15 protein-coding genes are annotated in these 16,789 nt (G+C 69.3%); 7 read left to right on the forward strand and 8 right to left on the reverse strand.

Annotated elements, in window-relative coordinates; all coding sequences use genetic code 11:
• Positions 1 to 301: 301 nt before the first annotated feature.
• From EDC36_RS12540 to dnaA, 5 genes are all read right to left on the reverse strand, one after another.
• Positions 302 to 1,063 (reverse strand): cation efflux transmembrane domain-containing protein, encoded by a 762-nt coding sequence (locus EDC36_RS12540; RefSeq protein WP_132963610.1) that lies wholly within the window; start codon positions 1,061 to 1,063, stop codon positions 302 to 304.
• Positions 1,064 to 1,125: 62 nt separating this feature from the next.
• On the reverse strand, positions 1,126 to 1,311 hold the full coding sequence (locus tag EDC36_RS13560; RefSeq protein ID WP_132963611.1) for a type II toxin-antitoxin system RelE/ParE family toxin: 186 nt from the start codon (positions 1,309 to 1,311) through the stop codon (positions 1,126 to 1,128).
• Between the two features lie 275 nt (positions 1,312 to 1,586).
• Complete coding sequence (gene gyrB, locus EDC36_RS12550) at positions 1,587 to 4,169, reverse strand: DNA topoisomerase (ATP-hydrolyzing) subunit B (protein WP_132963612.1); 2,583 nt, start codon at positions 4,167 to 4,169, stop codon at positions 1,587 to 1,589.
• 23 nt (positions 4,170 to 4,192) lie between these two features.
• Positions 4,193 to 5,299, reverse strand: coding sequence for a DNA polymerase III subunit beta (gene dnaN / locus EDC36_RS12555; protein WP_132963613.1), 1,107 nt, complete (start codon positions 5,297 to 5,299; stop codon positions 4,193 to 4,195).
• Positions 5,300 to 5,306: 7 nt separating this feature from the next.
• Entirely contained in the window at positions 5,307 to 6,743 is a 1,437-nt protein-coding gene (gene dnaA / locus EDC36_RS12560; RefSeq protein ID WP_132963614.1) for a chromosomal replication initiator protein DnaA, read from the reverse strand.
• Between the two features lie 196 nt (positions 6,744 to 6,939).
• On the opposite strand from dnaA, the gene rpmH reads away from it, so the two are divergent.
• Genes rpmH through EDC36_RS12590 form a run of 6 tightly spaced genes read left to right on the forward strand, consistent with a single transcriptional unit; the run spans position 6,940 to position 12,235 of the window.
• The gene (gene rpmH / locus EDC36_RS12565) at positions 6,940 to 7,074 is read left to right on the forward strand and encodes a 50S ribosomal protein L34 (RefSeq protein WP_047197195.1); all 135 of its coding nucleotides are present in this window, start codon (positions 6,940 to 6,942) and stop codon (positions 7,072 to 7,074) included.
• A 31-nt stretch (positions 7,075 to 7,105) separates the two neighbouring features.
• The gene (locus EDC36_RS12570) at positions 7,106 to 7,555 is read left to right on the forward strand and encodes a ribonuclease P protein component (RefSeq protein ID WP_260680273.1); all 450 of its coding nucleotides are present in this window, start codon (positions 7,106 to 7,108) and stop codon (positions 7,553 to 7,555) included.
• 26 nt (positions 7,556 to 7,581) lie between these two features.
• Positions 7,582 to 7,857 carry a membrane protein insertion efficiency factor YidD gene (gene yidD, locus EDC36_RS12575; protein WP_207895084.1) on the forward strand — a complete coding sequence of 92 codons (276 nt, stop codon included), beginning with the start codon at positions 7,582 to 7,584 and terminating at the stop codon, positions 7,855 to 7,857.
• The gene (gene yidC, locus EDC36_RS12580; RefSeq protein WP_132963615.1) at positions 7,854 to 9,566 is read left to right on the forward strand and encodes a membrane protein insertase YidC; all 1,713 of its coding nucleotides are present in this window, start codon (positions 7,854 to 7,856) and stop codon (positions 9,564 to 9,566) included. Before yidD ends, yidC begins: the two co-directional genes overlap by 4 nt.
• Positions 9,567 to 9,614: 48 nt before the next feature.
• Positions 9,615 to 11,045 (forward strand): tRNA uridine-5-carboxymethylaminomethyl(34) synthesis GTPase MnmE, encoded by a 1,431-nt coding sequence (gene mnmE / locus EDC36_RS12585; protein WP_132963616.1) that lies wholly within the window; start codon positions 9,615 to 9,617, stop codon positions 11,043 to 11,045.
• Complete coding sequence (locus tag EDC36_RS12590; RefSeq protein WP_132963617.1) at positions 11,042 to 12,235, forward strand: pyridoxal phosphate-dependent aminotransferase; 1,194 nt, start codon at positions 11,042 to 11,044, stop codon at positions 12,233 to 12,235. Before mnmE ends, EDC36_RS12590 begins: the two co-directional genes overlap by 4 nt.
• Before the next feature lie 58 nt (positions 12,236 to 12,293).
• Here the strand turns inward: EDC36_RS12590 and EDC36_RS12595 are convergent, their stop codons facing one another.
• From EDC36_RS12595 to recA, 3 genes are all read right to left on the reverse strand, one after another.
• Positions 12,294 to 14,408, reverse strand: coding sequence for a methyl-accepting chemotaxis protein (locus tag EDC36_RS12595; protein ID WP_132963618.1), 2,115 nt, complete (start codon positions 14,406 to 14,408; stop codon positions 12,294 to 12,296).
• Between the two features lie 96 nt (positions 14,409 to 14,504).
• On the reverse strand, positions 14,505 to 15,044 hold the full coding sequence (gene recX / locus EDC36_RS12600; protein WP_132963619.1) for a recombination regulator RecX: 540 nt from the start codon (positions 15,042 to 15,044) through the stop codon (positions 14,505 to 14,507).
• Positions 15,022 to 16,098 carry a recombinase RecA gene (gene recA, locus EDC36_RS12605; protein WP_132963620.1) on the reverse strand — a complete coding sequence of 359 codons (1,077 nt, stop codon included), beginning with the start codon at positions 16,096 to 16,098 and terminating at the stop codon, positions 15,022 to 15,024. Before recA ends, recX begins: the two co-directional genes overlap by 23 nt.
• Positions 16,099 to 16,237: 139 nt before the next feature.
• Here recA and EDC36_RS12610 point away from each other — a divergent pair, with 139 nt between their 5' ends.
• A complete protein-coding gene (locus EDC36_RS12610; RefSeq protein ID WP_132963621.1) occupies positions 16,238 to 16,780 on the forward strand; it encodes a MarR family winged helix-turn-helix transcriptional regulator in 543 nt (180 codons plus the stop codon).
• Positions 16,781 to 16,789: the final 9 nt, after the last annotated feature.

Below are 16,789 nucleotides of genomic sequence, written 5' to 3' on the forward strand. Positions count from 1 at the left end.
CAGGCGGTGTCGACCCGGGCGGCAATGGCCGCGAAGTCGATCAGTTCGTCCATTGCTGCCAGGTTGGCGATGAAGCCGCCGAGCTTGGCTTGGCGTTGGTCTTGCACGAACAGGTCAGCGCCGGGCTGAGAGCGCCAGAAGGACGAGGGCTTGATGCGCGGGGTGATCATGGGCGACATCATGCCGGCTCACTGGCGACAACGGTTAGGGAGGTTTCGAGAAGTGCCCCATAGCGTTTGACCAAACCCGTGGCCAGCACGCACGGCGCCGGGGCGGGGTCACGGGCGGGCGGCATGGGCATTCAGCGCAGCGCCAGTATCCGCCGCGCCCCGTCGAGCACGACCAACCCGATCACGCCCCCGATGACCAGATCGGGCACGCGCGAGCCGGTCCACGCCACCAGCAGGCCCGCCACGATGACCCCCAGGTTGGCGAGCACGTCGTTGGCGGAGAAGATGTAACTCGCCTTCATGTGGGCGCCCAGCCCCCGGTGCCGCGCCGCCAGCCACAGGCAGGCCACATTGGCCACCAGGGCCACCACCCCCACGCCCATCATCAGCGCCGACACCGGCTCGCTGCCCTGCACCCAGCGCCGCCCCACCTCGGCCAGCGCGAGCAAGGCCAGCGTCAGCTGCAACCACCCCGCCAGATGCGCCGCCTGCACCTTGCGGGCGGCCGAGCGGCCGACGGCAAACAACGCCACGCCGTACACCGCGGCATCGGCAAACATGTCCATCGCGTCGGCCAACAGACCGGTGGACTGGGCCACGATGCCCACCCCGATTTCCAGCAAAAACATGGCCCCGTTGATGGCCAGCAGGGTCCACAGCACGCGCGACTCGGTCGCGTCGGTCGACGCCGGCGGGGCGGACGGCTGCGCTACCGGCTCGGTGTGCGCCAGACGCGCGCCCAGGTTCAGCCGCTCCAGCCGGGCCAGCACCGCCTCGGCCGGCCCCGGGTGCTGCACCGTCAGACGGCGCTGCGCCAGGTCGAAGGCCAACACCACGTCCGGCAGGTCGCGCAACGCCATGCGGATGAGGTTTTCCTCGGACGGGCAATCCATCTTCGGTACGGAAAATACGCTGCGATTCCACATGGGTGTCACACCAAACCCTTACACACGGATCACTCCTCGAACAAATCCGAGTGCGTGCCCGCCCGCACGAAGACGATGGCGTTGCCCTCCAGGCGGTAGCTCAGCAGGAAGTCGCCGCCGATGTGGCATTCGCGATGATCCGCCCACTCGCCCTTCAGCGGGTGATCCAGCCATTCGGGCCCCAACGGCGCATCGTTGCCAATCAGCAGCAACATCGCCTCCTTCAGCCGCTTCAGGTCGTAGCGGCCCCGAGCGCGAAAGGCGCTCCCAGTCTTTGAGGAACGCCTTGGTGTAGTCGCTCACCCGCGGCAACGGCGCCCGCTTACTGCTGGCGGGCTTTGATTCCACCCGAACGTGCAGCATCGAGGTCTGGGCCATGAACGAATCCTCCTTGGGCCCGATTTTGTCTCTCACATGCGACACGGTCAGGTGATTGTATCACTCCACCACCTTGGGCACTCCAGGTGGTGTTGGGGCAGACGCCGCTCACTCACACATCGATATTCGCCGCCCGCAGCGCGTTGGTTTCGATGAACACGCGGCGCGGCTCGACCTCGTCGCCCATGAGCATCGTGAACACCTTGTCGGCCTCGATGGCGTCTTCGATGCGCACCTGCAGCAGCCGGCGCACCTCGGGGTTCATCGTGGTTTCCCAGAGCTGTTCGGGATTCATCTCGCCCAGGCCCTTGTAGCGCTGGCGGCTGGTGGTGCGCTCCGCCTCGGCCAGCAGCCAGCGCATCGCGGCGCGGAAGTCGTCCACCGCCGCTTCGCGCGTGCGCTCGCCTTCGCCGCGCTGCACCTTGGCGCCCTCGCCCAGCAGGCCGCCCAGCGTGTGCGCGGCCTGTGCCAGCGCAGCGTAGTCCTCGCCGTGCACAAAGTCTTGCGTGATGACGCTGGCGCGCACATTGCCGTGGTGGCGCCGGCTGATGCGCAGCAGGGGCTTGTCGGTGCGGGGGTCGCGCTCGGCCACCACCTCAGGCGCGCTACCGTTGGTGGCGCCCGCGCGCAGTGCGGCCTGCAGCGCTTCGGCGCTGGCTTGGGCGTGCGCCATATCGTCCAGGTTCAACGCCACACCGTCGGCGATGGCCCGCAGCGCCTCGGCGTCCATGACGGCGCTCAGGCGCGCGATCACGGCCTCCGCGGCCTGGTGGCGCGCCGCCAGCTCGGCCAGCTCGTCGCCCTGCAGCACACGCGGCTGCGCCCCGCCGGTGTGCACGCGCGCATCCTTCAGCGCCACCCGCAGCAGCCACGCCTGCAGCGCCGCGTCGTCCTTGAGGTACAGCTCCTCTTTGCCGGACTTGACCTTGTACAGCGGCGGCTGCGCGATGTAGACGTGCCCGCGCTCGATCAGCTCGGGCATCTGGCGGTAAAAAAACGTCAGCAACAGCGTGCGGATGTGCGCTCCGTCGACGTCGGCGTCGGTCATCAGGATGATGCGGTGGTAGCGCAGCTTGCTGATGTCGAAGTCGTCGCCGCCGTTGGCCTTGCCACGCGCGGCGTCGTCGGCGCTGCTGCGTCCGATGCCAGTGCCCAGCGCGGTGATGAGGGTCAGGATTTCGTTGCTGGCCAGCAGCTTTTCGTAGCGGGCCTTTTCGACGTTGAGGATTTTGCCGCGCAGCGGCAGGATGGCCTGGAACTTGCGATCCCGCCCCTGCTTGGCGCTGCCACCGGCCGAGTCACCCTCGACGATGTAGATTTCGGACAGCGCCGGGTCTTTTTCCTGGCAGTCGGCCAACTTGCCGGGCAGGCCCAGGCCATCGAGCACGCCTTTGCGGCGCGTCATTTCGCGCGCTTTGCGCGCCGCCTCGCGCGCGCGCGCGGCCTCGACGATCTTGCCGCAAATGATTTTGGCGTCGGCCGGGTGCTCCTCCAGGTAGTCGGTCAGCGCCTTGGCGACGATGTCCTCCACCGGCGCGCGCACCTCCGAGCTGACCAGCTTGTCCTTGGTCTGGCTGCTGAATTTGGGCTCGGGCACCTTGACGCTGAGCACGCAGCACAGGCCCTCGCGCATGTCGTCGCCGGTGACATCCACCTTGGCCTTTTTGGCCAGCTCGTTGGCTTCGATGTACTTGCCGATCACGCGCGTCATCGCCGCGCGCAAGCCGGTCAGGTGCGTGCCCCCGTCACGCTGCGGGATGTTGTTGGTGAAGCACAGCACGTTTTCGTTGTAGCCATCGTTCCACTGCATGGCCACTTCGACGCCGATCTCGGTGCCCGGGATGCCACCGTAGTCGGCCGCCGGTCGGCTGCCGGTGGCGTGGAACACGGTCGGGTGCAGCACTTTTTTGCCGGCGTTGATGAACTCGACGAAGCCCTTGACCCCGCCGGCGCCGGAAAAGTCGTCGCTCTTGCCGGTGCGTTCGTCGATCAGGCGGATGCGCACGCCGTTGTTGAGGTAGCTCAGCTCACGCAGCCGCTTGGCCAGGATTTCGTAGTGGAAGTCGTGGTTTTCGCGGAAGATCTCGGTGTCGGGCAAAAAGTGCACCTCGGTGCCGCGCTTGTCGGTGGGCCCCAGCACGCGCATCGGCGACACCTGCACGCGGCTGCCGTCGGGTGCGACAGCCTCTTCGACCAAGCGGCCCACGACCTCGCCGCGGGCAAATTCCAGGTGGTGCACCAGGCCTTCGCGGCGCACCGTCAGGCGCAACCAGCGGCTCAGCGCATTGACGCAGCTCACCCCCACGCCGTGCAAGCCGCCCGAGACCTTGTAGGCGTTTTGGTTGAACTTGCCGCCGGCGTGCAGCTCGGTCAGCGCGATTTCGGCCGCGCTGCGCTTGGGCTCGTGCTTGTCATCCCACTTGATGCCGGTGGGGATGCCGCGCCCGTTGTCCACCACGCTGATCGAGTTGTCGGTGTGGATGGTCACCACGATGTCGTCGCAGTGGCCGGCCAGCGCCTCGTCGATGGCGTTGTCCACCACCTCGAACACCAGGTGGTGCAGGCCGGTGCCGTCGGAGGTGTCACCGATGTACATGCCGGGGCGCTTGCGCACCGCCTCCAGGCCTTCGAGGATCTGGATGGCGTCGGCGCCGTAGCCGGTGCCCGGCGGGGTGTGCGGTTGCGGTTCGCTCATGAACAATGGACCTGGACCTTGCTTCAGATGCGCATCGGCATCACGACGTATTTGAAGTGCTCGTCGCCCGGCACCGTGATCAGCGCCGACGCGTTGCCGTCCTGCAGTTCGATGCGCACGTGCTCGGCGCTGACCGCCCCCAGCACATCCAGCAGGTATTGCACGTTGAAGCCGATGTCGATGACATCGCCCGTGTACTCGATGTCCAGCTCGTCCACCGCCTCTTCCTGCTCGGCGTTGTTGGCCGCCACCTGCAGCAGGCCCGGCTCCAGGTGCAGCCGCACCCCTTTGAACTTGTCGCTGGTCATGATGGCCGCGCGCTGCAGCGCCGCTTGCAACGGGGCGCGCCCCAGCACCACGACGTTGCGGTGCGCGGTGGGGATGACGCGCTGGTAGTCGGGGAATTTGCCCTCCACCAGCTTGGTCACGAACTCCAGCGCGCCCAGCGTCAACTTGGCCTGGTTGGTGGCAAAGCGCATCTCGATGGTGCCGTCTTGCTCGGTCAACAGCCGCTGCAGCTCCAGCACCGTCTTGCGCGCCAGGATCACCTCCTGGCGCGGCACCTCGACATCCAGCTCGGCGCTGGCCAGCGCCAGGCGGTGGCCGTCGGTGGCCACCAGCGTCAGCCGCCGCCCTTCGGCCACGAACAGGATGCCGTTGAGGTAGTAGCGGATATCCTGCACCGCCATGGCAAACGACACCTGCGCCAGCAACCGCTTGAGCACCTTTTGCGGCACCGCAAACGATGGGCCGTAGGCCGGCGCCTCTTGCACCAGCGGAAAGTCCTCCGCCGGCAGGGTCTGCAGCGTGAAGCGGCTCTTGCCGGCCTTGAGCACCAGCCGCGCGCCGCTGGCGTCCAGCGCCACGTTGTGCTGCGGCGACAAGGTGCGCAAGATATCGAGCAGCTTGCGCGCGCCCACCGTGGTGGCCAGCGGCCCCGGATCGCCGTCGAAGTCGGTCGTGCAGCGAATCTGGATTTCCAGGTCCGAGGTGGTCATCTGCAGCGTGGCGCCGTCGCGCCGCAGCAGCACATTGGCCAGGATCGGCACGGTGTGGCGCCGCTCGACGATGCCGCACACCGCTTGCAGCGCGGCCATCAGCCGCTCTTGCGTGGCTTGCAGGACGATCATGCCCGTCTCATCCTTTCAGGGTTTGCTCCAGCACGTGGAGCTGCTGGTTGAGCTCGCTGTCCACCTGGCGCTCGGCGGCCACCTTGCGCACCGCGTGCAGCACGGTGGTGTGGTCGCGCCCACCGAAGAGCTCGCCGATTTCGGGCAGGCTCTTTTGCGTCAGCTCCTTGGCCAGGTACATGGCGATCTGGCGCGGCCGCGCGATGTTGGCCGGGCGCTTTTTCGAGTACATGTCGGCGACCTTGATCTTGTAGAAGTCGGCCACCGTCTTTTGGATATTTTCGACGCTGATCTGGCGGTTTTGGATGTTGAGCAGGTCCTTGAGCGCCTCGCGCGCCACCGCGATCGAAATATCCTTTTGGTTGAAGCGCGCGTAGGCCAGCACCTTGCGCAGCGCCCCTTCGAGCTCGCGCACGTTGGAGCGCACGTTTTTGGCGACGAAAAACGCCACGTCCTCGGGCATCACCGCCCCTTCGGCGCGCGCCTTGCTGATCAGGATGGCCACGCGCATTTCCAGCTCGGGCGGCTCAATGGCCACCGTCAGGCCCGAGTCGAAGCGCGACACCAACCGCTCGTGGATGTCCGTCAACCCCTTGGGGTAGGTGTCGCTGGTCATCACGATGTGGCTCTTCTTGGCCAGCAAGGCCTCGAAAGCGTTGAAAAACTCCTCCTGCGTGCGGTCCTTGTTGGCAAAAAACTGCACGTCGTCGATCAGCAGCAGGTCCAAGCTGTGGTAGCGCTGCTTGAAAGCGTCGAAGGTCTTGCGCTGGTAGGACTTGACCACGTCCGACACGAACTGCTCGGCGTGGATGTACAGCACCTTGGCCTCGGGGCGTTCGGCCAGCAGGTGGTTGCCGATGGCGTGCACCAGGTGCGTTTTGCCCAGCCCCACGCCACCGTAAATGAACAGCGGGTTGTACATCTGCCCGGGGCTGGAGGCGACGTGCAGCGCCGCGGCGCGCGCCATGCGGTTGGCCGACCCCTCCACCAGTGTGGCAAACGTCAGGGCCGGGTTGAGGCGCGTATGGTGCTGCGGCGCCGCTTCGGGCGACGCCAGCGGCGCTTCGGGCAGCGGGGGCAGCACCGCCTCGGTGCGCAGCGGCACGGCCACGCGCGGCGCCGCCACCCGCGCCGCGCCGGCGGGCGCCTCGCGCGGGGCCAACACCAGCTCCAACGTCACCGGCTGGCCGGCAATGGCCTGCAACGCCGCCCCGATGCGGCCGGCGTACTGCGCACGCACCCAGTCGAGCTTGAAGCGGTTGGCCACCGCCAGCGTCACGCGCGAGCCGTCGTCGGCCACGCGCGCCACCAGGGGCCGCAGCCAGGTGTTGACCTGCTGCGCGGGCAGCTCCTGCGCCAGCCGCTCGAGGCACGCCGACCACAGGTCGGGCGCCTGCGGCTCGCCGGCGGCGGCAGGGTCGGAAACGGTGCGTGGGGAACTCATGACTGACCGGGATTGTACCGATGCGCCGCCAGTTATCCACAGCGGGCAACCCCGCTTGACAGCCGCCAGGGCGTGCGTTCCAGCGCCCGCCACCGCGGTCTGCGCGCCGCCGGCCGGGCGCCCGCGTTGGCGCTTCAGCGCGGGATTTGCCATAATTGAGGGTTTTCGATCCGCAACCACATTTGTTTGGTGGAATATGAAGCGCACCTACCAACCCTCCAAAGTTCGCCGCGCCCGCACCCACGGCTTTCTCGTTCGCATGAAGACGCGCGGCGGCCGCAAGGTCATCAACGCGCGCCGCGCCAAGGGCCGCAAGCGCTTGGCGGTCTGACGCCACCGACGCCGTGGTGCGCGCCCGGCCGGTGCCGCCGTCCTCGCCGACGCTGACGCACGCGCGTGTGCAGCCGCTGCGGCGGCGCGCGCAGTTCGAAGCGGTGCTCGCCTCGCCCCCGATGGTGCAAACGGCGCACTTCGCCCTGCATGGCCGGCTGTGGTCGGCCGACGACGCCGCGTGGCGCGCCACGTTCGGTGCGCCCGGGCCGTGGCTGGGCCTGGTGGTGCCGCGGCGCTGGGCGCGCCGCGCGGTCACGCGCAACGCCATCAAACGGCAGGTGCGCGCGGTGGCGGCTCTGCACCCACCGCCGGCCGGCGCGTGGGTGGTGCGCCTCAAGCGCGCGTGGCCGACGAGCGAATTCCCCAGCGCCACCTCGGCCCCGCTGCGCCGGGCCGTGCGCGCCGAACTGTTGCAACTGCTGGCGCAGCGCCTGCCCCAGCGGTTGACCGCGCACCGCGCGCAGGAGCCGGCGTGTTGAACCGCTGGCTGCCCGAGCTGGCCCGGCTGCCGCAGCGGCTGCTGATCGGCCTGGTACAGGCCTACCGCGTGCTGCTGAGCCCATGGCTTGGGTCGTCGTGCCGCTTCGAGCCCACCTGTTCGGCGTACGCGCTGCAGGCGCTGCAGCGCCACGGCGCCGCCGCTGGCAGCTACCTGGCCGCACGGCGCATCCTGCGCTGCCACCCGTGGTGCACCGGCGGCCACGACCCCGTGCCCGCACGCGCGCCGCGGCTGTTCACAGGCGGCGCTCCCTCCCCGCATGATCCCCCGACCACGTCATGAACGACATTCGCCGCTCCATCCTGTGGGTGATCTTTGGTTTTTCGCTGATCCTGCTGTGGGACCGCTGGCAGGTGCACCACGGGCAGCCCGCCACCTTCTTCCCCGCGGGCACGCCGCGCCCGGCCGCCACCGCCCCGACGGAGCCGTCGAAGGACGTGCCGCAGCCGAGCGTGGCGGCCACGGCCACCCCGCCCGGGGGCGCGGCGGCGCCCGCGCCGAGCGTGCCGCGCCAGCGCCACACGGTGCGCACCGACGTGCTGGAGCTGACGCTGGACAGCGTCGGCGGCACCGTGGTCGAAGCCAAGCTGCTCAAGCACGCCACCGAAACCGGCAAGGCGCTGCGCCAGGGCTTTACGCCGCTGACACTGCTCGTGGACGATGGCCAGCGCACCTACGTGGCGCAGTCGGGTCTGGTGGCCGAAGGCCGCGCGGCGCCCACCCACAAAACCCCGATGCGGCTGGTTGAGCCTGCGGCCGCCGCCGGCGCGCCGCTGGCGCTGGCCGACGGGCAAGACGCGCTGACCCTGGTGTTCGAGTCCGAACCGGTCGACGGCGTCGTGCTGCGCAAGCGCTACACGTTCAAGCGCGGCAGCTACGCCATCGCCGTGCAGCACGAGGTCGTCAACCAGGGCGACGCGCCGGTGCACGTGCGGCCGTACCAGCAGTTGCTGCGCGACGGCCTCAAGGCCGGCAGCGAAACGCCGTTTTACTCCACCTTCACCGGGCCGGCCGTCTACAGCAGCGCGGCCAAGTACCAAAAGGTCGAGTTCGCCCACATCGACAAGGGCAACATCGACATCCAACGCCAGGCGGACGACGGCTACGTGGCGATGGTGCAGCACTATTTCTTCAGCGCCTGGCTGCTGCCGCAGGGCACGCCGCGCGAAAACTACGTGCGCAAGGTGGACAACCTGTACGCGGTGGGCCAGATCGGCCCGGCGCTGGCGCTCGCCCCAGGCGCGGCCAGCGCCACCGCCGCGGCCACGCTGTACGTCGGCCCGCAGGAAGAAAAAGTCCTGCGCGAGGTCGCCCCAGGGCTGGAGCTGGTCAAGGACTATGGCTGGCTGACCATCATCGCCAAACCGCTGTACTGGCTGCTGGAAAAGATCCACACGCTGGTGGGCAACTGGGGCTGGGCCATCGTGCTGCTGGTGGTGCTGATCAAAGCGGCGTTTTACTGGCTCAACGCCAGCGCCTACCGCAGCATGGCCAAGATGAAGGCGATCAACCCACGCATCATGGAAATGCGCGAGCGCCTCAAGGACAAGCCGCAGCTGCTGCAGCAGGAAATGATGCGGCTGTACCGCGAGGAAAAGGTCAACCCGCTGGGCGGCTGCCTGCCGATCCTGATCCAGATCCCGGTGTTCATCGCGCTGTACTGGGTGCTGCTGGCCAGCGTCGAGATGCGCAACGCCCCCTGGGTGGGCTGGATCGAGGATCTGTCCTCGCCCGACCCGTACTACGTGCTGCCGCTGATCATGGCGCTGACCACGGTGGTGCAAACCGCCCTCAACCCGCTGCCGCCCGATCCGTTGCAGGCCAAGATGATGTGGCTGATGCCGCTCGTGTTCAGCGTGATGTTCTTTTTCTTCCCGGCGGGTCTGGTGCTGTACTGGATCGTCAACAACGTGCTGACCATCGCGCAGCAGGCCTACATCAACCACACGATGGGCGTGCCGCTCAAGTTCAACCTGCCCAACTTCAAGTAAGCGGACGGGCCACACCGCTGTCCAAAGGCATCCTCCGCACGGCCCTGTATGCTGCCGCGCCACCATGAGCCGATCGTGGCCATCGCCACCGCGCCGGGGCGGGGCGCGGTGGGCATCGTGCGCCTGTCAGGGCAGGGGCTGGCGGCGCTGCACGAACCGCTGACCGGGCGTGCCCTGCAGCCGCGCCACGCCCACTACGGGCCGCTGCGCGGCGCCGACGGCGCGGCGCTGGACCACGGACTGGCGCTGTGGTTTCCGGCCCCCCACTCCTACACCGGCGAAGACGTGCTGGAGCTGCACGCGCACGGCGGCCCGGTGGTGCTGCAGCTGCTGCTGCAGCGCTGCCTGCAGGCCGCCGCGGAGCCTGATCCGCGCACGGGCCGCGCGCGCCTGGCGGGCCTGCGGCTGGCGCAGCCGGGCGAGTTCACCGAGCGCGCCTTCCTCAACGGCAAGCTGGACCTGGCGCAGGCCGAGGCCGTGGCCGACCTGATCGACGCCAGCACCGAAGCGGCGGCGCGCAGTGCGGCGCGCTCGCTCGGCGGGGCGTTTTCGCAGGCGGTGCAGGCGCTGCGCGACGACCTGGTGCACCTGCGCATGCTGGTCGAGGCCACGCTGGACTTCCCCGAGGAAGACATCGACTTCATCCACCAGGCCGACGCGGCGGGGCAACTCACCGCGCTGCTGCGGCGCGTTGACGAGGTGTTGGCGCGCACCCGCCAAGGCGCGCTGCTGCGCGAGGGCATGCACGTCGTCATCGCCGGGCAGCCCAACGCCGGCAAAAGTTCGCTGCTCAACGCGCTGGCCGGCGCGGAACTGGCCATCGTCACGCCCATTGCCGGCACCACGCGCGACGTGGTGCAGCAAGCCATCCAGATCGAGGGCGTGCCGCTGCACGTGATCGACACCGCCGGGCTGCGCGAAGGCGAGGGCGTCGACGAGGTCGAGCGCATCGGCATCGCGCGCGCCTGGCAGCGCATCGAGGGGGCCGACGCCGTGCTGTTCGTGCACGACCTCACGCGCCGGCACGATGCCGCCTACCAAACCGCCGACGCCGCCATCGCCGCACGGCTGCAGAAAGTGCTGGCGGCCAACGTGCCGGTCATCGACGTCTGGAACAAAGCCGACGCCGCCCCCGACGCGCCCGCCTGCGGCGACCACGGTGACCACGGCGTGGTGCTGTCGGCCAGCACCGGCGCCGGGTTGGATGCGCTGCGCCAGCGTCTGCTGCGCACGGTGGGTTGGCAGGGCCAGACCGCCGAGGGGCTGTACAGCGCGCGCCAGCGCCACGTGCAGGCGCTGCAGCGCGTGCGCGCGCACCTGCTGGCCGCGCAGGCCGAGCTGGACAGCCCTGCGCCCGCGTTGGAGCTGCTGGCCGAAGAGCTGCGCCTGGCCCACGACGCCCTGGGCACGATCACCGGTGCGTTCGGCGCCGACGATCTGTTGGGCGAAATCTTTTCACGCTTTTGCATCGGCAAATGACCCACCCCACCCCCAGCGCACGCGCCCAGCAGGTGGCGCCCTTCCTCGTCATGCAGGTGGCCAAGGAAGCCGCGGCCCTGCAAGCCACGCGCTCGCCCGGGGCGCCGCGCATGCTGTACCTGAACGTCGGTGAGCCGGACTTTGTCGCGCCGCCGGTCGTGCAGGCCGCGGCCGAGCAAGCCATCCGCACCGGGCGCACGCAGTACACCCCGGCGCTGGGGCTGGACGCGCTGCGCCAGCGGCTGTCGGCCTGGTACGCCCAGCGCTGGGGGGTGGAGGTGTCGCCGCAGCGCATCGTCATCACCGCAGGGGCCTCGGCCGGGCTGCAACTGGCGGCGATGGCCCTGTGGGACGCCGGTGACGACGTGCTGCTGCCCGACCCCTGCTACCCGTGCAACCGGCAAATCCTGACCAGCCTTGGGGTCAGCGCGACCACGGTGCCGACCACCGCCGCCACGCGCTACCAACCCACGCCCGCGCAACTGGAAGCGGCGTGGACGGCCCGTACACGCGGCGTGATGCTGGCCTCGCCGGCCAACCCGACCGGCACCTCCATCGAGCCCGAGGCGCTGCGTGGGGTGCTGGAGCTCGTGCGCCGCCGCGGCGGCGCGCTCGTCGTCGATGAAATCTACCTCGGGCTGTCGTTCGACACGCGCTACGGCCGCACCGCGCTGGCGTTGGGCGACGACGTCATCAGCGTCAACAGCTTTTCCAAATACTTTGGCATGACCGGCTGGCGGCTGGGCTGGCTGGTGCTGCCCGAACCGCTCGTGCCGGTGGTGGAGCGCCTGGCGCAAAACCACTACATCTGCGCCAACGCCGTCGCGCAGCACGCGGCGCTGGCGTGTTTCGACGCGGATGCGCTGGCCGAGTACGAGCGCCGCCGCGCCGCATACGCCGCCCGGCGCGACGCGTTCGTGCCCGCGCTGCGCACGCTGGGCTTGGCGGTGCCGGTCGAGCCGGACGGTGCGTTTTACGTCTGGGCCGACGCCGGTGCGCGGCTGGCCCGCGCCGGCGCCACCGACAGCACGGCGTTTGTGCGCGCCATGATGCACCACGCGCGCGTCGTGGCCACCCCGAGCGCCGATTTCGGACAGGCCGACGGCGGGCGGTTCGTGCGCTTTTCGATCGCCACCGCGCGCGCCGACCTGGACGAGGCGATCGAGCGGCTGCGGCGCTGGCTGGGGTGACGTTGGGCCACGCCACCCGGCGCCGCCCCGGCGTGGGGCGCGCCGCCGGTGGGTCGGTTTAGAACGTTTCCCACTCGCCTTCGGCGGTGGTGCTGCCCGCGGCTGCCGCCGCGGTCTTGCCCTTGGCAGGCAGCGCCTTGGGGCGCGCCGCCGCGCCGGCCGCGGGGCGCTGTTGCAACGCCGCCGACTTGACCGCCCCCGCCACCGCGGCCTTGAGTTGTTGCAACGTCGCCACCACCGCACGACCCGCGCGGATGAACGCCGACTCGCCCTGCAGCAGCCGGTTGGCCTCCTCCGTCTTGCCCGCATTGACGAGCTCGGCGATGTGACCGGTTTCCTGGTGGAACTTTTTGTGCTGCTCCACCAGCGTCGTGAACAGCGGCAGGCTGCCGTAGCGCTGGCCGCCCGCGCCGTAAATCCATTTGCCGACCGCGCAGCAGTCGTCGCGGCGGATCGTGGTCACGTCGAGCTTGTCGCCCTTGAGGATGGCGTTGCGCAGTTTGATGCGCCACTGCTGGTGCGCTTTGATCGCGGCGTCAAAGTCGAATTGACTGGGGTCGTCGAGCGCCTGCGCCGCCTTGCGCAACGCCGTGGCGTCTTCCTTGACCAGCAGCACGTCCTTGGGCGTAAGCCGAAACACCCGGATCGTGCTGTGCACGACGCGCACCTGTTCATCCAGCGACACCGCAGCGGCGGCGAGCTGCTCGACCATAGCGGCGTTTTGCTGCGTGATCGAGTCCAGGCTGGCGATCGCCTCGGCGATCTGCGCCACGCCGCGCGTTTGCTCGTCGACCGAATGACGCACGTCCTCAAACATCTTGGCCACGCGCTCCACCGCGGCGGCCACGGCCGCCATGCGCTCGCTGGCTTCCGCGCTGCGGGCGTCGCCGGCCAGCACACGCTCGCGCGACTCGGTGATCAACTGGCGTATCTGTTTGGCCGCTTCGCTGGTGCGCTGCGCCAGCGCGCGCACCTCACCGGCCACCACCGCGAAACCGCGGCCCGCCTCGCCCGCACGGGCGGCCTCCACCGCCGCGTTGAGCGCCAGGATGTTGGTCTGGAACGCCACGCCCTCGATGACCTGAATGATGTCGGTGATGCGCCGCGACGATTCGGTGATGTCGCGCATCGTGCCGGACAGCGCCCCCACCGCCTCGGTGCCGGCGCGCGCCAGGTCCAGGGTCTCCCGCGCCAGTGCCGTGCCCTGCTCGGCCAGGCGCGCCGTTTCCTGCGTCGTGCCGTTGATTTCCTCCATCGACGCCGCGGTCTGCTCCAGGCTGGCCGCGGCGTTTTCGGTGCGCTGGGACAGGTCTTGGTTGCCGGCGGCGATTTCCTGCGTGCCGCCGCGCAGGTTGGCCACTTCGTGGCGGATGTCACGCACCACGGTGCGCACACCCACCTCCACCTGCTGCAGCGACAGTTGGATGCGGCGCAGTTCTAACCCGGTGTCCACCGTGATCGGCTCGACCAGGTCGCCCGAGGCCAACTGCTCGGCCTGGCGCACGATGCGCTGGATCGGGCGCATCAGGTGCAGCTCCGTCAGCACCGTTACCGCAGCCACCACCGCCAGGCCCGCCGCCCAGACCACCCACACGGGCGCGCCCAGCGTGGCGGTGACCATCGGCGCCAGCGCCGCAGCCAGCGTGCCCAGCGCGATGCGCCCGCGCAAGCCGGGCTTGAGCGCGCGGCCCAGCGCGAACAGCCAGCCCGCGCGCACCACCTCGCCCCCCTGCAGCCGGGTGCGCAGCCGGCCGCGCTCGGCCTCGGCGCGCATGCGGGCGTACAGCGCCTCGGCGGCTTCGACCTCCTGCGCGGTCGGCTTGGTGCGCACCGACATAAAGCCCACGATCTGGTCACCCTCACGCACCGGCGCAGCGTTGGCCCGTACCCAGTAGTGGTCGCCGTTTTTGCGCCGGTTTTTGACCAAGCCGGTCCACGGCCGGCCTTCCTGCAGGATCGTGTGCCACATGTCGCGGAAGGCTTCTTCCGGCATGTCCGGGTGGCGAATGATGTTGTGCGGCTGGCCCAGCAACTCGTCGCGCGTGTAGCCGCTGACGGCGACAAAATTGTTGTTGGCGTAGGTGATGCGACCCTTGACGTCGGTGACCGAAATCAGGGTCTGGTCGGCGGGGAAATCGTAGGCTTTTTGGGTAACAGGCAAATTGACACGCATGGGCAGGCCCCTTCGGCGACGAGTCACCCGCTCGCGGACGACCCGCCGTGCTCGTCTCATGATAGCGTGGCGGTGGAAGGCTTGTGCACCTTGGCATCAGCCGTCGTCCCCTGGGGCACCGTCGCCGCCATCGACGACCTGTGGCACCACGCGGCGCACAACCTCGGGCGCAAAGCCGCGCGCGAGCAAAAACCGCTGCTGGCGCGCGCGCTCGGTCACATCGTGCGGGGGCTGACCAAAGCGGCGTGCCCACACGGCTTGCGCGCGTTGCGCTTCGGTGGCTTCGGCCCAGGCGCGTGCCTGGGCCAGCGCCTCGCCGTCGATGCCACGCGCGCGCAGCTCGGCGCTCAGGCGCGCCGCGCCAAGGCGCTGGCCGCGCCGGTGCAGGTGCGCCTCCACGGCCCGCTGCTCGTCCAGCCAGCCCTTGGCCGCGCATTCGTCCAGCACCGCCTGCAGCGCGGCCTCGTCATCAGCGTAGGGGGCCAGGCGCTGCGCCAGCTCGGTGCGGGTGTGGTCGCGGCGCGCCAGCAGGCGCAGCGCACGCGCGCGCAGGCTGGGGCCATCGCGGCCGGTGCGCCCGGGTTCGGCAGGCGCGTGCGGGTCGTGCGCGGCCTCAGACCTCGTCAAACGCCGCATCGGGCTCGACCTCGTCGTCGGCCACCGCCGCCGGCAGCGCCGCCACCCCCACCGCAGCGCGGATTTTGTTTTCGATTTCGTGCGCCAGGTCGGGGTTTTCTTTCAGGAATTCGCGCGCGTTTTCGCGCCCCTGGCCGATTTTTTCACCGTTGTAGGCGTACCAGGCGCCGGACTTTTCGATGACCTTGTGCTGCACACCCAGGTCCACGATTTCGCCCTCGCGGCTGATGCCCTCGCCGTAGAGGATGTCGAAGTCGGCGGTCTTGAACGGCGGGGCGACCTTGTTCTTGACGACCTTGACCTTGGTCTCGCTGCCGATGACCTCCTCGCCCTTCTTGATCGAGCCGGTGCGGCGGATGTCGATGCGCACCGAGGCGTAGAACTTCAGCGCGTTGCCGCCGGTGGTGGTCTCGGGGCTGCCGAACATGACGCCGATCTTCATGCGGATCTGGTTGATGAAGATGACCATGCAGTTGGTCTTCTTGATCGTGGCGGTGAGCTTGCGCAGCGCCTGGCTCATCAGGCGCGCCTGCAGGCCGGGCAGGCTGTCGCCCATGTCGCCTTCGATCTCCGCCTTGGGGGTGAGTGCGGCCACCGAGTCCACCACGATCAGATCGACCGCGCCGGAGCGCACCAAGCTGTCGACGATCTCCAGCGCCTGCTCCCCGGTGTCGGGCTGGCTGATCAGCAGGTTGGACAGATCCACGCCGAGCTTCTGCGCGTACTGCACGTCCAGCGCGTGCTCGGCATCGACGAAGGCGCAAATGCCGCCTTGCTTTTGCATCTGGGCGATGACCTGCAGCGTCAGCGTCGTCTTGCCCGACGACTCGGGGCCGTAGATCTCGATGATGCGGCCGCGCGGCAGGCCGCCGACGCCCAGCGCCAGGTCCAGCCCGAGCGAGCCGGTGGAGACGACCTGGATGTCCTCGACCTTCTCGCCTTCGGCCAGGCGCATGATGGTGCCTTTGCCGTACTGCTTTTCGATCTGCGCCAGCGCCGCGGCCAGGGCCTTGGCTTTGTCGGGGTCCGGGGTGCGGGTGGTGGTGGCGTTCATCGTTGGGGCCTCCTTGCGGTGGGGTGATGGGTACAGCGGCGGGTGAGGGTGCCTCAGCGCGGCTGCGTGGGACACAGTGTAGCGCGGACTACATCTTCAAAAACCTATTTTTTGGTCAGTTTGCTTTACTATATGGCGTATGACCACCCTGTCCTACGGCGTTGACGAGCGCTGGCGCCTGACGCACCTGGGGCGGCTGCTCGGCCACGCGCGGCGCCGCTTCGATGAGCGGGTGCTGTGGCTGATGGCGCACAGCCCACACGCGCCGCTGGCGCTGTCCAACCTGGCGGCGCGCCAACGCATCAGCGCGGCCATCGTGCACATCACCCGCCACCTGCCGCTGGCGGGCGCGCGCCTGAGTGAGCTGGCCGCCAGCGCCGGCATGACCAAGCAGGCCATGGGTGACTTGGTGGACCAGTGCGTGGCGTGGGGGCTGGTGCGCCGCGAGCCAGACCCGCGCGACGCGCGGGCGCGGCGCATCGTCTTCACGCCGACGGGCCTGGACTGGCTGCAGGCGTTTCGCCGCGCCGTGGAGCAGGCCGAAGCCGAGTTCCGCGCCGCGGTGGGCGACGCAGTGGCGGCGGTGGTGCTGCTGGGACTGGAGGCCTACGCCGACGGCGACCCTGCACCGCCGCGCCGACAACGCCCCTACAATGTTCGTGACCGCGACCAGGCGCCCTAAAGCAGCGCC

Source organism: Tepidimonas ignava (assembly GCF_004342625.1).
Classification (GTDB): domain Bacteria; phylum Pseudomonadota; class Gammaproteobacteria; order Burkholderiales; family Burkholderiaceae_C; genus Tepidimonas; species Tepidimonas ignava.

Excerpts from the sequence above, each read along its gene's own strand:
- yidC (WP_132963615.1), top strand. The coding sequence starts at position 7,854 with ATGAACGACATTCGCCGCTCCATCCTGTGGGTGATCTTTGGTTTTTCG.
- recX (WP_132963619.1), bottom strand. The coding sequence starts at position 15,044 with ATGCGGCGTTTGACGAGGTCTGAGGCCGCGCACGACCCGCACGCGCCT.
- dnaN (WP_132963613.1), bottom strand. The coding sequence starts at position 5,299 with ATGATCGTCCTGCAAGCCACGCAAGAGCGGCTGATGGCCGCGCTGCAA.
- recA (WP_132963620.1), bottom strand. The coding sequence starts at position 16,098 with ATGAACGCCACCACCACCCGCACCCCGGACCCCGACAAAGCCAAGGCC.
- EDC36_RS12590 (WP_132963617.1), top strand. The coding sequence starts at position 11,042 with ATGACCCACCCCACCCCCAGCGCACGCGCCCAGCAGGTGGCGCCCTTC.
- gyrB (WP_132963612.1), bottom strand. The coding sequence starts at position 4,169 with ATGAGCGAACCGCAACCGCACACCCCGCCGGGCACCGGCTACGGCGCC.
- dnaA (WP_132963614.1), bottom strand. The coding sequence starts at position 6,743 with ATGAGTTCCCCACGCACCGTTTCCGACCCTGCCGCCGCCGGCGAGCCG.
- EDC36_RS12595 (WP_132963618.1), bottom strand. The coding sequence starts at position 14,408 with ATGCGTGTCAATTTGCCTGTTACCCAAAAAGCCTACGATTTCCCCGCC.
- EDC36_RS12610 (WP_132963621.1), top strand. The coding sequence starts at position 16,238 with ATGACCACCCTGTCCTACGGCGTTGACGAGCGCTGGCGCCTGACGCAC.
- mnmE (WP_132963616.1), top strand. The coding sequence starts at position 9,615 with ATGCTGCCGCGCCACCATGAGCCGATCGTGGCCATCGCCACCGCGCCG.
- EDC36_RS13560 (WP_132963611.1), bottom strand. The coding sequence starts at position 1,311 with ATGTTGCTGCTGATTGGCAACGATGCGCCGTTGGGGCCCGAATGGCTG.
- rpmH (WP_047197195.1), top strand. The coding sequence starts at position 6,940 with ATGAAGCGCACCTACCAACCCTCCAAAGTTCGCCGCGCCCGCACCCAC.
- EDC36_RS12540 (WP_132963610.1), bottom strand. The coding sequence starts at position 1,063 with ATGGATTGCCCGTCCGAGGAAAACCTCATCCGCATGGCGTTGCGCGAC.